Below are 13,335 nucleotides of genomic sequence, written 5' to 3'. Positions count from 1 at the left end.
GGTGCGGCCGATGCGGTTGACGATTGCCGCCGTCGGCCGGATGAAGGCCGGCCCGGAGCGTGAGCTTGCGGACCGGTATTTCGACCGGCTGAAGAAGGCGGGGCCGCCGCTCGGTCTCGACTATCAGGGCCTTTTCGAACATCCCGAGTCGCGGCTCGCCACCACGCCCGAGCGCAAGCGTGACGAGGCCCAGCGCCTCGCCGCCTCCCTGCCGGAAGGCGCCGCACGGATCGTTCTCGACGAAACCGGCCGGCTGATGAGCTCGCAGGATTTTGCCGATGCCATCGCCGGCTTTCGGGACGGCGGCCAGCGTGACCTTGGGCTTCTGATCGGGGGCCCTGACGGACACGACGAATCGCTGCGAGGCAGCGCTTCTCTGGTCCTGTCGCTCGGGCGCATGACATTTCCGCATCAGATCGCCCGCATTCTTCTCGCCGAGCAATTATACCGCGCGGTGACCATTCTCGCCGGTCACCCCTATCACCGGTCTTGATAGCGCCCGATCCACGGCGTCTCATGCAGGCTCGCGACCGGCGTACCCCCGCAATTCGGGTGTGAGTTGGTTGATCGGATGTTAACGGCCTGATTCTATGGTCGCCGTTCGCGTCCGATGCGCTTGGGAATTGGATTGGCCTTGATGGTACGGCAGTTTGCGGCAGGCAGGCGGAAGGGGTGGAGGCGCCACAGCCTCGCTGCTCTCACGCTTGCGGGTGCGCTGCTGGCGCCGCTGCCCGGCCAGGCACTGCCGGAAATCGATGAGCGCCGCGAGGCGGCAGCCGTCGACCCGATGCGCGTCGGCGCCGTCGAGCGCTCACACTCCGACACGCTGGCACAGGAGCGGCGCAAGACCGCCGCTGATCTCGCCGCCGTATCGCGCCGCATTGCGCTGTCGGAAGAGACCATCCGCTCGCTCGACTCCGAGATCGCCGCCCTCTCCGAGGATCGCGAAAAGATCCGGACCGCGATGATCGAGGCGGCGGAAGCCCAGAAACGGGCAAGCCGGCAGCTCGACGCGACCGAAAGCCGGATCGACGCCCTGGCGGTGCAGGAAGTGACGATCAAGGCGTCGCTGCGCGAGCGCAGGGGGGTCCTCGCCGAGGTGCTGGGTGCATTGGAGCGCATGGGCCGCAAGCCGCCGCCGGCGCTGCTGGTGAAGCCGCAGGACGCGCTCGGCTCGGTGCGCAGCGCCATCCTTCTCGGCGCGGTCGTCCCCGCCATCCGCAGCGAGACCGAGATCCTGCTCGCCGATCTCGCCCGCCTCGCCGAGGTGCGGACGTCGATCGCGGCGGAGACGACGCGTTTCGCCGGCGAACTCACCCGCTACCGCGAAGAGGAGACACGTCTCGCCAAGCTGTCGGCGGAAAAGCAGCGGCTGGAAGCGCAGAGTCGCGATCGCCGCGCGGCGGAAGCCTCGCGCGTCGCCGAACTCGCCTCCAAGGCCACCGACCTCGAGGGCCTGATCTCGTCGCTGGAATCCGATCTCGAACGGGTGCGCGCCGCAGAGGAAGCGGCCCGGGTGGCCGAGCTCGAACGCCGCGAGGCCGAGCGACAGGCCGAACTGCGCCGGCAGGAAGCCGAGCGCCTCGAAGCCGAGCGCCTCGCCGCCGAGGCGGAAGCGACGCGCCTTGCGGCGATCGAAGCCGAACGTCGGGCTGCAGAGGCCGAAGCAACCCGCCTCGCCGCGATGCAGGATGCGGCGCAGCAGCGCGCCGCAGCGGAAGCCGAGGGGGCCGGGGAGACGATCGTTGCCGACTCGCTGGTGGCCGAGACCGCCGCTCCGGAGCCGGCACTGCCGCCCGCCGAAGCGCCGGCCGCTATGGCCGAAGCGCCGGAGCCATCCGAGCCCGAGGCCGCCGAAGAGGTCGAAGTCGCCGCACTCGAGCCGCGCGGCGCGCCCTCCGCAGGCGTCACGCCGGGCTACGACATCGCGTCACTTCGCCGTGACCTTGCACGGCTTGAACCCGCCGCCGCATTTTCGACAATGAAAGGCCGATTGTCGTTGCCCGTGGCAGGCAAGCTGCTGATTGGATTCGGTGATCGCGATGATATCGGCCGGGAGACAACCGGCGCTTCGTTCGGGGCCCGCCCGGGCGACGTGGTCACGTCACCCACCGATGCGAGCGTACTCTACTCGGGACCCTTCCGTTCCTATGGACAACTCTTGATCCTCGACGCCGGCGACGGCTATCATGTGGTGCTTGCCGGCATGGAGCGCATCGACGTCGAGAGCGGTCAGTTCGTGTCGGCGGGAGAGCCGGTCGCTTCGATGGGTGCCAAGCGTCTCGCCAGTGTGGCGGTAGCAGAGTTCGGTGCAAGCGAGCCCGCACTCTATGTCGAGTTTCGCAAAGACGGGAAACCGGTCGATCCGTCGCCATGGTGGATGGACGAACCCTCTGGAAGGACGAAGAATGATTCGTAAGCTTTCGATACTCTTCGCCGGCGCGTTGATGGGGGCGACGGCGATGACCGTGGTCAGCCAGAACGCTGGCGTGGCCAATGCCGCGGGGTCTGACACCTACCGCCAGCTTGCGATCTTCGGCGACGTCTTCGAGCGCGTTCGCGCCCAGTATGTCGAGGAGCCGGACGACCAGAAGCTGGTCGAGACCGCCATCAACGGCATGCTCACCTCGCTCGACCCGCATTCGAGCTACATGAACGCCAAGGAAGCGGCGGACATGCGTACCGAGACGCGGGGCCAGTTCGGCGGCCTCGGCATCGAGGTCACGATGGAAGAGGAACTGGTCAAGGTCGTCTCGCCCTTCGAGGGCACCCCGGCCGACAAGGCCGGCGTCCTCGCCGGCGACCTGATCGCCGAGATCGACGGCGAGCAGGTGCGCGGCCTGACGCTCGGCGAGGCGGTCGAGAAGATGAAGGGCGACATCGGCACCAGCGTGTCGCTGACGATCATCCGCGAAGGCGCCACCAAGCCGGTCCGGCTGACGGTGACGCGCGACGAGATCAAGGTGCCGTCGGTCCGCCATACGGTCGAGAACGACGTCGGCTACATCAAGCTGCTGAAGTTCAACGAGCAGACCACGATCGGGCTCGAGGAGGCGATCGCCGACATCGAGGAACAGGTCGGCGAGGACAAGCTGAAGGGCTATGTGCTCGACCTGCGCCGCAACCCGGGCGGCCTGCTCGACGAGGCCGTGTCGGTCTCTGACGCCTTTCTCGACAATGGCGAGATCGTCTCGACCCGCGGCCGCAACTCGGACGAGACGCGGCGCTACAACGCGCGCTCCGGCGACGAGATCAACGGCAAGCCGCTCGTCGTCCTGGTCAATGGCGGTTCGGCCTCGGCCTCGGAGATCGTCGCCGGCGCGCTGCAGGACCAGCGCCGGGCGACCGTCGTCGGCTCGCGCTCCTTCGGCAAGGGATCGGTGCAGACGATCATCCCGCTCGGCGCCAATGGTGCGCTGCGCCTGACCACGGCGCTCTACTACACGCCGTCGGGCCGCTCCATCCAGGGCCGCGGCATCGATCCGGACATCACGGTCGACCAGCCGCTGCCGCAGGAGATCCGCGAGCAGATGGGCCTCGAAGCCGAGGACGAGCTGTCGCGCGGCGAGTCTTCCCTGCGCGGTCACATCACCGGCAATCTGGAGACCGAGGAAGGCTCCGGCTCGCTCGACTACGTGCCGCCGGAGACTGCCGACGATCTGCAGCTGCAGTACGCTCTCGACCTGCTGCGCGGCGTGAAGACCAACGCCATGTTCCCGCCGAAGCAGGAAGCCAACGCCGCCAACTGACGGCGAAGGCGACTATCGCGATGAACAGAAGGCCCGGGCATTGCAGGATGCCCGGGCCTTCTCGCGTTCGGACCGCCTCTCGGCGCGTTGGCTAGCTTCCGCATCCCGTTGATACCCGCGAGCCCCGGTCCAGCTTGAAACGCTAGACGGGGGCATGCGTGGCGAACTCCACCGGCCGCTCGGCCTCGACATCGGCAAGGAAAAGCGGCGGCGGTCTCCGCCTGCTGCTGCTTTCGCGGGGCTCGCCGTCGCAATCGTGCTGATCGGCGGCTCGCTCGCCTCGGCATTTCTCGGCCAGCCGGAGCGGAGCGTCGTGGACATGCTGGCCGAGCCACCGGCTTCCCAGGCGGTCGCCGTCGTCGCGGCGCCCCAGCCGGTGACGGCCCAGAAGCTACCGACGATCATCCGGCCTCCCGCCGAGCCTGCGGTGGGGGGCGTCGGCTTCCGCGTCGAGGAACCGGTGGCCCTGCGGCAACCGCCCGGGACGGCGCATCTGCCCGATGCCGCGCTGGTCGAAGACAGCGATTTCGGCCCTCTGCCGACACGCGGCCCTGACGGGCGTCGCCCCTTCGACGTCTATGCCGGCGCCTCGCGCGGCGTGCCCGGCACGCGGATCGCCATCGTCGTCGGCGGCCTCGGCATCAGCCAGACCGGCACGATGAGCGCCATCCGCGCCTTGCCCGCCGCCGTCACCTTCGGTTTCTCCCCTGCCGGCAACAGCCTCGACCGCTGGATGCAGGAGTCCCGCCGGGCGGGCCACGAGCTGGTGCTGCAGGTGCCGCTCGAGCCGGTGGGCTATCCGGAAATCGACCCCGGTCCGAACACGCTGACCGTCGCCGACGCGGCCGCGAACGATTTCGGCGCGCTCCATGCGGTGCTGGCGACCCTGACCAACTATGTCGGGGTAATGAGCTACATGGGCGGCCGCTTCACCGGCGACGCGACGGCGATCGAACCTCTGGTCGCCGAACTCGGACGGCGCGGTCTGATGTTCCTCGACGACGCCTCGTCGATGCGCTCGCTGGCAAAGGATACGGCCGCGCTGCAGGGCGTGCCGTTCGCCGCTGCCGACCTGACCATCGACCGGACCCAGGACGCCGCCGATATCCGCCGCCAGCTCGACACGCTGGAACAGATCGCTCGCGCACAAGGCTCCGCCGTCGGCGTCGCCTCGGCCTTCGACGTCTCGATCAACACGATTGCCGGATGGATCGGCGAAGTGCAGTCGCGCGGCATCGAGATCGTGCCGGTGTCGGCCCTCGCCAACGACCCCGAGGGTCGGTAGCCCGCCATCGTGTGCTCTGCCGGATGGCCCTTGCCGCGGCTTGCCGCCGCCCGATAACAGGCGAGGGCGCCTGCCAGACGAGCGGACCCATACTTGTTGCAAGGCCGCCGCCGCCAGGCGGCGAACGGGACGGTCCAGCATGAAACCGATCGAGTACGAGAACCTGCCCTATCGCCGCTGTGTCGGCATCATGGTGCTGAACCGGCAGGGCGAGGTCTGGGTTGGCCGCCGCACCATCGAGGACCAGGGCGAGATGACTGGTGCGGTGCAGCTCTGGCAGATGCCGCAGGGCGGGATCGACGCGGACGAGGACCCGCTGGCGGCGGCCCGCCGGGAGCTCTACGAGGAGACCGGCATCCGCTCCGTCAGCCTGCTCCAGGAGGCGCCGGACTGGATCGACTACGACCTGCCGCCGGAACTGGTCGGGATCGCGCTGAAGGGCCGCTATTGCGGCCAGACGCAGCGCTGGTTCGCCTTCCGCTTCGAGGGCGACGAGAGCGAGATCGCCATCGCCCCGCCGCCGGACGGCCACGCCGCGGAATTCGACGACTGGGCCTGGAAGCCGATGGACGAGCTGGTCGACCTGATCGTGCCGTTCAAGCGCCAGGTCTATGAACGGGTGGTCGCCACGTTCCGGCATCTGGCAGCGTAGGGCCGGGGCCGGCGCAACCGCTCCACGACACGAAAAAGCCGGCGCAAGGCCGGCTCGTTCGTCAGTCGATGACAGCGCCGGTCAGACGCCGACGGCGGCGCGCGCTTCGCGAAGCTGGGCGAGCGCCAGCTGCGCCTTCGAGCGGGCGACGTCGTCCGAAGCATCGGCGACGTCTTCCTCGGCATCCTTGATCTGCTGGTCGAGCGCGGCCGGATCGAGATCCTCCACCAGCGTCGCGCGTTCGGCGAGCAGCGTGAAGCCGCCCTGGCTGACATCGGCAAAGCCGCCGACGACGAAGATCTTCGTCTCGGTTCCCGCATCCGTCGTCGCCACGACGACGCCCGGCTTCAGCGTCGTCATGAACGGCGCGTGGTTCGCCATGACCGTGAAATAGCCTTCGGTACCCGGCACGTTGACCGCCGTGACCGCTTCGGAAAGCAGCAGGCGCTCGGGGGAGACGAGGTCGAACTGGAAGCTGTCAGCCATCGGTCGCTTGCCTGTTGAGGGCGGCCTCGAAGTCGAGGATCGCCTTTTCGAACTGGTCGCGGCAGCCGGGATTGCAGAACCCCACCACCGCGCCCTTGTAGAGGGTCAGGGATCCGTCCGCGATCGGCTTTCCCGACCACGGACAGGTCTCGTTGATCGCATCCGCCAGATGGAGGATGCGCTCTTCGGCCATGCTTATGCGGCTTCGGCGGCCAGGCGCTGGGCCTTCTCGACGGCCATCTCGATGGAGCCGACCATGTAGAAGGCGGCTTCCGGCAGATGGTCGTACTCGCCGTTGACCAGGCCCTTGAAGGACTTGATCGTGTCTTCCAGCGGCACGAGCTGCCCCGGCGCGCCGGTGAAGACCTCGGCGACGAAGAACGGCTGCGACAGGAAGCGCTCGATCTTGCGCGCGCGGGCGACGGTGAGCTTGTCCTCTTCCGACAGCTCGTCCATGCCGAGAATGGCGATGATGTCCTGCAGCGACTTGTACTTCTGCAGCACGACCTGGACCTGGCGGGCCACTTCGTAGTGCTCCTCGCCGATCAGCATCGGCGACAGCATGCGCGAGGTGGAGTCGAGCGGGTCGACGGCCGGGTAGATGCCCTTTTCCGAGATCGCGCGGTTGAGCACGGTCGTCGCGTCCAGATGGGCGAAGGAGGTCGCCGGCGCCGGGTCGGTCAGATCGTCGGCAGGCACGTAGATGGCCTGCACCGAGGTGATCGAGCCCTTGTGGGTGGTCGTGATGCGCTCCTGCATCTGGCCCATGTCGGTGGCGAGCGTCGGCTGGTAGCCCACCGCCGAGGGGATGCGGCCGAGCAGTGCCGACACTTCCGAGCCCGCCTGGGTGAAGCGGAAGATGTTGTCGACGAAGAACAGCACGTCCTGGCCCTGGTCGCGGAAATGCTCGGCGATGGTGAGGCCGGTGAGCGCGACGCGGGCGCGGGCGCCGGGGGGCTCGTTCATCTGGCCGTAGACCAGCGCGGCCTTGGAGCCTTCGGCCGAGCCGTTGTTCTCGTGCGGGTCCTTGTTCACGCCGGACTCGATCATCTCATGGTAGAGATCGTTGCCTTCGCGGGTGCGCTCGCCGACGCCGGCGAACACCGAGTAGCCGCCGTGCGCCTTAGCGACGTTGTTGATCAGTTCCTGGATCAGCACGGTCTTGCCGACGCCGGCGCCGCCGAACAGGCCGATCTTGCCGCCGCGGGCGTAGGGAGCCAAGAGGTCGATGACCTTGATGCCGGTGACCAGGATCTGGCTCTCCGGCGACTGCTCGATATAGGCGGGTGCCGGCTGGTGGATGCCGCGCTTGGTCTCGTAGTGGATCGGCCCGACCTCGTCAATCGGCTCGCCGATGACGTTCATGATGCGGCCGAGCGTACCGTCGCCGACCGGCACCTGGATCGGGCTGCCGGTGTCCTTGACGGGCAGGCCGCGGACCAGACCTTCGGTCAGATCCATGGCGATGGTGCGGACGGTGTTCTCGCCGAGGTGCTGGGCAACCTCGAGCACCAGGCGCATGCCGTTATTGTCGCACTCGAGTGCGTTCAGGATCGCCGGCAGCGGCCCGTCGAAATGGACGTCGACGACGGCGCCGATGACCTGAGCGACGCGGCCGGTCGCACCGGCAGTGTTTTCGTTGTCAGCCATCAAGGCCTCCTCTCAGATGCTCTAGAGCGCTTCCGCGCCCGAAATGATTTCGACCAGTTCCGTCGTGATCTGCGCCTGCCGCTGGCGGTTGTACGAGATCGACAGTCGTTCGATCATGTCGCCGGCATTGCGGGTCGCGTTGTCCATCGCGCTCATCCGCGCGCCCTGCTCGGACGCGGCGTTTTCCAAGAGCGCGTGCAGGACCTGAACCTTCAGATTGCGCGGGATCAGATCCTCGAGGATCGCCTCCGGCTCCGGCTCGTATTCGTAGACCGTCCCGTCCTGTGCCGTCTCGGCCTCGCCATCGCCGAGCGCGGCCGGGATGATCTGCTGGCGCGTCGGGATCTGGGTCACGACGTTCTGGAACTCGGAATAGAAGATCGAGCAGACGTCGAACTCGCCCTTGTCGAACAGGTCCATGATCGTCTGGCCGATCATCTCGGCATGGGCGAAGCCGACACGCTTGGCTTCGCGAAGGTCGGTTCGCTCGATGACCTGCTTGGCCGAATCGCGGCGCATGATGTCCCAGCCCTTCTTGCCGACGATCATGTACTTGACCGTCTTGCCTTCGGACTCCAGCTTGCGGCCGTGGGTACGGGCAAGCTTGACGATCGAGGCGTTGAAAGCGCCTGCAAGACCGCGCTCGGCCGTGAAGACGACGAGCAGATGCACGTCGTCCTTGCCGGTGCCGACCATCAGCTGCGGGCCGTCGCCTTCCATGGCGCCGGAGATGTTGGCCAGGACCGCCGCCATCCGCTCCGCATAGGGACGGGCTGCCTGCGCGGCCTCTTCCGCACGGCGCAGCTTGGCCGCCGCGACCATCTGCATGGCCTTGGTGATCTTCTGCGTGGATTTCACCGACGCGATGCGGTTCCGCAGATCCTTCAGTGATGCCATGGCTTGGCGCTGTCTCCCGCTTTATCGGTCCTGCCCCGAAGGGCAGGACTCACGCGCGTTCCGGTTGGCTCAGGCGAAGTTCTTGGCGAAGGCATCGATCGCCGCGCGCAGCTTCTCGCGGGTGTCGTCCGAGAGCGCCTTGTCGCGCGCGATCGTGTCGAGCACGTCCTTGTGCTCGCTGCGCATCGAGTTGAGCAGGCCTTCCTCGAAATCGCCGACCTGGTCGACGCGAAGCTTGTCGAGGTAGCCCTGGGTGCCGGCGAAGATGACGACGACCTGCTCCTCGGTCTTCAGCGGCGAGAACTGCGGCTGCTTCAGGAGCTCCGTCAGCCGGGCGCCGCGGTTGAGCAGGCGCTGCGTGGCGGCGTCGAGGTCCGAACCGAACTGCGCGAAGGCGGCCATCTCGCGATACTGCGCGAGCTCGCCCTTGATCGAGCCGGCAACCTGCTTCATCGCCTTGGTCTGGGCCGACGATCCGACGCGGCTGACCGAGAGGCCGACGTTCACGGCAGGGCGGATGCCCTGGTAGAACAGCGTCGTCTCGAGGAAGATCTGGCCGTCGGTGATCGAGATCACGTTGGTCGGGATGTAGGCCGAGACGTCGCCGGCCTGGGTCTCGATGACCGGCAGGGCGGTCAGCGAGCCGGCACCGTGGTCGTCGCCCATCTTCGCGGCGCGCTCGAGCAGCCGCGAATGCAGGTAGAACACGTCGCCCGGATAGGCTTCGCGGCCGGGCGGGCGGCGCAGCAGCAGCGACATCTGGCGGTAGGAGACGGCCTGCTTCGACAGGTCGTCATAGGCGATCACGGCATGCATGCCGTTGTCGCGGAAATATTCGCCCATCGCGCAGCCGGTGAAGGGCGCGATGTACTGCATCGGCGCAGGGTCCGAGGCGGTGGCGGCGACGACGATGGAATACTCCATCGCGCCGCGCTCCTCGAGGGTGCGCACGAACTGCGCGACGGTGGAGCGCTTCTGCCCGACCGCGACGTAGATGCAGTAGAGCTTGTCGTTCTCGCGGTTCTCGTCGTGCGCCGGCTTCTGGTTGAGGAACGTGTCCAGAAGGATGGCGGTCTTGCCGGTCTGGCGATCGCCGATGACCAGCTCGCGCTGGCCGCGGCCGATCGGGATCAGCGCGTCGATGGCCTTGAGGCCCGTCGACATCGGCTCGTGCACCGATTTGCGCGGGATGATGCCCGGTGCCTTGACGTCGACGCGGCGGCGTTCGGTCGAGACGATCGGGCCCTTGCCGTCGATCGGGTTGCCGAGACCGTCGACGACGCGGCCGAGCAGGCCCTTGCCGACCGGCACCTCGACGATGGCGCCGGTCCGCTTGACCGTGTCGCCTTCCTTGATCGCCTGGTCGGACCCGAAGATCACGACGCCGACATTGTCTGCCTCGAGGTTCAGGGCCATGCCCTGGACGCCGCCGGGGAACTCGACCATCTCGCCGGCCTGGCAGTTGTCGAGCCCGTAGACGCGCGCAATACCGTCACCGACCGACAGAACCTGCCCGACCTCGGAGACTTCTGCCTCCGAGCCGAAGTTCTGGATCTGGTTCTTGAGGATTGCGGAAATTTCCGCGGCGCGGATGTCCATCAGCCGACCTCTTTCAGTGCAAGCTTAAGCGAATTGAGTTTGGTGCGAAGCGAGGTGTCGATCTGGCGGGAACCGATCTTGACGATCAGCCCGCCCAGGATCGAGGCATCGACGCTTTCGCGCATGGTAACGGTCTTGCCGGCGTAGGAGCCGATGGCCTCGGCCAGCTCCTTGCGCTGCGCTTCGTCGAGCGGATGCGCGCTGGTGATCTCGGCCTCGATCTCGCCGCGGTGCGCGGCGGCCATCTTGCCAAAGGCGCGGACGATGCCGGGCAGTACGAAAAGGCGCCGGTTGTTGGCGATGACGCGCAGGAAATTGCCCGTCAGCACGCTCGGCCCGACCTCGCGCACCACGGCGTCGATCGCGCGCAGCTGCTCGTCCGAGGAAAAGGCCGGGCTCTCGACCAGCCGCCGGAAATCGACGTTCTCGTCGATCAGGCGCTGAAAGCCAAGAAGCTCGGATTCGACGGTCTCGATCGCGCCGTCATCGCGGGCGAGCTCGAAGAGGGACTGGGCGTAGCGGTCTGCGACTCCCGAAAGGGGAGAGGATGATTGTGCCACGGACGACCGTTCTTTTTCGCGTTCGTTCAAGTCTTGCGTAGGGCCTGCGAAGCGAGACCGCCCCAAATCCTTGAAACCGTTTGAAGAATGCCGGAAGATGGGCAGCAGGGCCGCCAAGGTCCTTCCGAAGACAGGGACCGTCTAGCATAGGGGTTTGCCGGCGACAACACGCTTCGCCGTGCCCGCGACCGGAGATGTGCGGCGTTCTGTCCGGATTGCCCCCTGGCTGCGCCGCCAGCCGTCCTTCAGCTGCTGACCAGCCCGAAGACCGGCGCCAGCGACATCAGCGCCAGCAACAGATTCAGCGCCAGGAACAGCCAGTTGTAGACCGTTGCGCCGCGGTCGGAGAGGATCGAGACGAGGCGGCCGAAACCGGTGAACAGCCAGCCCGCGCCGAGCGCCATCTGGACGAAGGGCTGGTCGTAGAACGCCGCCGAGACCAGTCCGACGCCGAGCCAGAAGCCGGCGATGGTCGCGCGCGATTCGCCCACCGCCTCGGGATGGCGGTCCGCCGTCGTCAGGCGCAACGCGCGCAGCGTCAGTCGCGGCGCGAACAGCGCGACCAGTCCGAACAGCATGGTAACCAGCGCCGCCACGAAGGGCAGCATGTCGGCAGTGGTCTGCGGCAGGGGGATGTTCATCGATATACCGATCGGAGGGCAGGGCGGGATGCGGGCCGCTTATAAAGGCATGGCCGCCCTGCCGGAAGCTGGCAAGGCCGCGCCTTCCCGGTTCGTTCAGGCGCGCTGCGCGTTCACCCAGAGCCAGGCGGGCGCGAGGACTCCGCCGACGATCGGGATCAGCAGCCCGCCGGCGATCAGCCCCACGACGCCCGATCCCGCAGCGGTGACGATCCAATGGACGATGCCCGCAGCTGCCGGCACGGCGTGCGCCGCGGCCTCGGCGACCACCTCGATGCCGTGCGCCAGGAAGTCGATGCCGTAATGCTCCAACCCGTGCACGAGGATGCCGCCGCCGACCCAGACCATGGCGGCGGTGCCGACGACGGTCAGAACCTTGAGAAACACCGGCATGCCGACGACGAGCCCGCGACCGACGCCGCGCACCAGGCTGCCGAAGACGTTCGTCGTGCCGTTCCTGGACATGGCGAGGCCCGCATCGTCGGCCTTCACGATCAGCGCGACGGCGCCGTAGACGACGACGGTGACGCCGATGCCGACCACGGCGAGGATGATCGCCTGCATCCAGAGGCTGCTGCCTTCCGGCAGGCCCGCCAGCGTGATCGCCATGATCTCGGCGGACAGGATGAAGTCGGTCTTGATGGCGCTCGCCACCCGGCGATCCTCGGCGACGGTCAGGCTGACGGCGGCCGCCGAATCGACCTTCTCCTCGTGGGCGTGCGCCTTGTGGGGGAAGAGCTTCTCGTAGACCTTCTCCGCCCCCTCGTAGGCGAGGTAAAAGCCGCCGAGCATCAGCAGCGGCGTGATCGCCCAGGGGGCGAAGAAACTGAGGACGAGCGCGCCGGGCAGCAGGAAGATCAGCTTGTTGCGCAGCGAGCCGAGGGCGATCTTGGCGACGATGGGCACTTCCCGCGAGGCGGCGAAACCGACGACGTAGCCGGGTGTCACCGCCGCGTCGTCGATGACGACGCCAGCAGCCTTGGCCCCGGCCTTGGTGGCCTGGGCGGCGACGTCGTCCAGCTGCGTGGCGGCCATGCGGGCGAGCGCCGCGACATCGTCGAGCAGGGCAAGAAGGCCGACGCTCATCGCGCTGCCTCGCGCCCGCAGCAGTCATGCGCAGTGCACTCGCTCATCGTGGTACGACCTCTAAACGCTCGCAGCGTACAATAGCAGACGGATCTTCGGCTGCGGGCACAGGGGCGCGCAGCCGACCAGAAGCGCGGATCGCTTGCTTTAGTTCCGGCACTCGCCGGCGATCGCGACGGTTTCCCGCTTGTCGCCCCAGAATACCGTCATCGACCCGAAATAGCGGGCATCGTCGCCGACGCCGCGGGCCTCGCGAAGATTGACGTTGACGTTGATGCGCGGCTCGCCCGCCGAGCGCCACACGGTCACGACGCTGCCGTCCCTGTCCGCCGCCGTCTTGCCCTTCTCCAGCTCGCGGATCAGGCCGTTGGCCATGACATAGCCGCGCTCGAGGCCGGTATTGCCGGTGCTGCCGGTCTCCATCATGGTCACGAAGACGAGTGGCCAGGGGTCGTCGGCGCCGCTAGTATCCTTGTCGGCGCCGGAATCGACGAAGTTGCAGCGGCTGGCGATCGGGTGCCAGTGCAGCAGGCCGAGTTTCAGGCCGCGGGGCGTCTGCGGTGCCACATTGCCCTGGTCCTGCCCGGGTGGCGGCAGGATGAAGGGCGAGTTCTCGACCGGCATGTTGGCGCTCGGCTGCTGTGCCACCGCCTCGGCCCAAAGGCCGAAAGCGAGCACCGTCGCCAGCATCAGCGGCAAACCTCTCACGAGCCTGGCCATTCCCGTCTCC

The 13,335-nt window shown here is 67.5% G+C and carries 14 protein-coding genes; 5 read left to right on the top strand and 9 right to left on the bottom strand.

Annotated elements, in window-relative coordinates; genetic code table 11:
• Positions 1-10: 10 nt before the first annotated feature.
• The 5 genes from rlmH to GGR03_RS12695 all read left to right on the top strand — a co-directional run bounded on the left by rlmH (position 11) and on the right by GGR03_RS12695 (position 5,686).
• Complete coding sequence (gene rlmH / locus GGR03_RS12715; protein ID WP_183208574.1) at positions 11-493, top strand: 23S rRNA (pseudouridine(1915)-N(3))-methyltransferase RlmH; 483 nt, start codon at positions 11-13, stop codon at positions 491-493.
• Between the two features lie 144 nt (positions 494-637).
• A complete protein-coding gene (locus GGR03_RS12710; protein ID WP_183208572.1) occupies positions 638-2,419 on the top strand; it encodes a murein hydrolase activator EnvC family protein in 1,782 nt (593 codons plus the stop codon).
• Entirely contained in the window at positions 2,409-3,749 is a 1,341-nt protein-coding gene (locus GGR03_RS12705; RefSeq protein ID WP_183208570.1) for a S41 family peptidase, read from the top strand. The genes GGR03_RS12710 and GGR03_RS12705 overlap by 11 nt, the downstream gene beginning before the upstream one ends.
• Before the next feature lie 154 nt (positions 3,750-3,903).
• Positions 3,904-5,034: a divergent polysaccharide deacetylase family protein gene (locus tag GGR03_RS12700; RefSeq protein WP_183208568.1), complete on the top strand. Its 1,131-nt coding sequence runs from the start codon at positions 3,904-3,906 to the stop codon at positions 5,032-5,034.
• A gap of 139 nt (positions 5,035-5,173) precedes the next feature.
• Positions 5,174-5,686, top strand: coding sequence for an RNA pyrophosphohydrolase (locus GGR03_RS12695; RefSeq protein ID WP_183208566.1), 513 nt, complete (start codon positions 5,174-5,176; stop codon positions 5,684-5,686).
• Positions 5,687-5,767: 81 nt separating this feature from the next.
• Here the strand turns inward: GGR03_RS12695 and GGR03_RS12690 are convergent, their stop codons facing one another.
• The 9 genes from GGR03_RS12690 to GGR03_RS12650 all read right to left on the bottom strand — a co-directional run bounded on the left by GGR03_RS12690 (position 5,768) and on the right by GGR03_RS12650 (position 13,325).
• Positions 5,768-6,172: a F0F1 ATP synthase subunit epsilon gene (locus tag GGR03_RS12690; RefSeq protein ID WP_183208565.1), complete on the bottom strand. Its 405-nt coding sequence runs from the start codon at positions 6,170-6,172 to the stop codon at positions 5,768-5,770.
• Complete coding sequence (locus GGR03_RS12685) at positions 6,165-6,365, bottom strand: eL24 family ribosomal protein (protein WP_183208563.1); 201 nt, start codon at positions 6,363-6,365, stop codon at positions 6,165-6,167. Before GGR03_RS12685 ends, GGR03_RS12690 begins: the two co-directional genes overlap by 8 nt.
• Positions 6,366-6,367: 2 nt before the next feature.
• On the bottom strand, positions 6,368-7,822 hold the full coding sequence (atpD, locus tag GGR03_RS12680; protein ID WP_183208561.1) for a F0F1 ATP synthase subunit beta: 1,455 nt from the start codon (positions 7,820-7,822) through the stop codon (positions 6,368-6,370).
• A gap of 21 nt (positions 7,823-7,843) precedes the next feature.
• Positions 7,844-8,719: a F0F1 ATP synthase subunit gamma gene (locus GGR03_RS12675; protein ID WP_183208560.1), complete on the bottom strand. Its 876-nt coding sequence runs from the start codon at positions 8,717-8,719 to the stop codon at positions 7,844-7,846.
• A gap of 69 nt (positions 8,720-8,788) precedes the next feature.
• On the bottom strand, positions 8,789-10,318 hold the full coding sequence (gene atpA / locus GGR03_RS12670; protein ID WP_183208558.1) for a F0F1 ATP synthase subunit alpha: 1,530 nt from the start codon (positions 10,316-10,318) through the stop codon (positions 8,789-8,791).
• Positions 10,318-10,878, bottom strand: coding sequence for a F0F1 ATP synthase subunit delta (locus GGR03_RS12665; protein ID WP_183209226.1), 561 nt, complete (start codon positions 10,876-10,878; stop codon positions 10,318-10,320). The genes atpA and GGR03_RS12665 overlap by 1 nt, the downstream gene beginning before the upstream one ends.
• Positions 10,879-11,123: 245 nt before the next feature.
• Positions 11,124-11,519: an AGROH133_08824 family phage infection protein gene (locus GGR03_RS12660; protein ID WP_183208555.1), complete on the bottom strand. Its 396-nt coding sequence runs from the start codon at positions 11,517-11,519 to the stop codon at positions 11,124-11,126.
• A 96-nt stretch (positions 11,520-11,615) separates the two neighbouring features.
• Positions 11,616-12,605 carry a DUF808 domain-containing protein gene (locus GGR03_RS12655; RefSeq protein ID WP_183208553.1) on the bottom strand — a complete coding sequence of 330 codons (990 nt, stop codon included), beginning with the start codon at positions 12,603-12,605 and terminating at the stop codon, positions 11,616-11,618.
• 147 nt (positions 12,606-12,752) lie between these two features.
• Complete coding sequence (locus GGR03_RS12650; protein WP_183208551.1) at positions 12,753-13,325, bottom strand: hypothetical protein; 573 nt, start codon at positions 13,323-13,325, stop codon at positions 12,753-12,755.
• Positions 13,326-13,335 lie beyond the last annotated feature (10 nt).

This window comes from Aurantimonas endophytica (assembly GCF_014196845.1).
In the GTDB taxonomy this organism is placed as follows: Bacteria; Pseudomonadota; Alphaproteobacteria; order Rhizobiales; family Rhizobiaceae; genus Aurantimonas; species Aurantimonas endophytica.
Note: the sequence above shows the minus strand (reverse complement) of the source record. Positions and strands in the feature narration are given on the sequence as shown.

Bases quoted from the DNA above. Each gene is read 5' to 3' on its own strand.
- rlmH (WP_183208574.1), top strand. From the start codon at position 11: ATGCGGTTGACGATTGCCGCCGTCGGCCGGATGAAGGCCGGCCCGGAG.
- GGR03_RS12710 (WP_183208572.1), top strand. From the start codon at position 638: ATGGTACGGCAGTTTGCGGCAGGCAGGCGGAAGGGGTGGAGGCGCCAC.
- GGR03_RS12705 (WP_183208570.1), top strand. From the start codon at position 2,409: ATGATTCGTAAGCTTTCGATACTCTTCGCCGGCGCGTTGATGGGGGCG.
- GGR03_RS12700 (WP_183208568.1), top strand. From the start codon at position 3,904: ATGCGTGGCGAACTCCACCGGCCGCTCGGCCTCGACATCGGCAAGGAA.
- GGR03_RS12695 (WP_183208566.1), top strand. From the start codon at position 5,174: ATGAAACCGATCGAGTACGAGAACCTGCCCTATCGCCGCTGTGTCGGC.
- GGR03_RS12690 (WP_183208565.1), bottom strand. From the start codon at position 6,172: ATGGCTGACAGCTTCCAGTTCGACCTCGTCTCCCCCGAGCGCCTGCTG.
- GGR03_RS12685 (WP_183208563.1), bottom strand. From the start codon at position 6,365: ATGGCCGAAGAGCGCATCCTCCATCTGGCGGATGCGATCAACGAGACC.
- atpD (WP_183208561.1), bottom strand. From the start codon at position 7,822: ATGGCTGACAACGAAAACACTGCCGGTGCGACCGGCCGCGTCGCTCAG.
- GGR03_RS12675 (WP_183208560.1), bottom strand. From the start codon at position 8,719: ATGGCATCACTGAAGGATCTGCGGAACCGCATCGCGTCGGTGAAATCC.
- atpA (WP_183208558.1), bottom strand. From the start codon at position 10,318: ATGGACATCCGCGCCGCGGAAATTTCCGCAATCCTCAAGAACCAGATC.
- GGR03_RS12660 (WP_183208555.1), bottom strand. From the start codon at position 11,519: ATGAACATCCCCCTGCCGCAGACCACTGCCGACATGCTGCCCTTCGTG.
- GGR03_RS12655 (WP_183208553.1), bottom strand. From the start codon at position 12,605: ATGAGCGTCGGCCTTCTTGCCCTGCTCGACGATGTCGCGGCGCTCGCC.
- GGR03_RS12650 (WP_183208551.1), bottom strand. From the start codon at position 13,325: ATGGCCAGGCTCGTGAGAGGTTTGCCGCTGATGCTGGCGACGGTGCTC.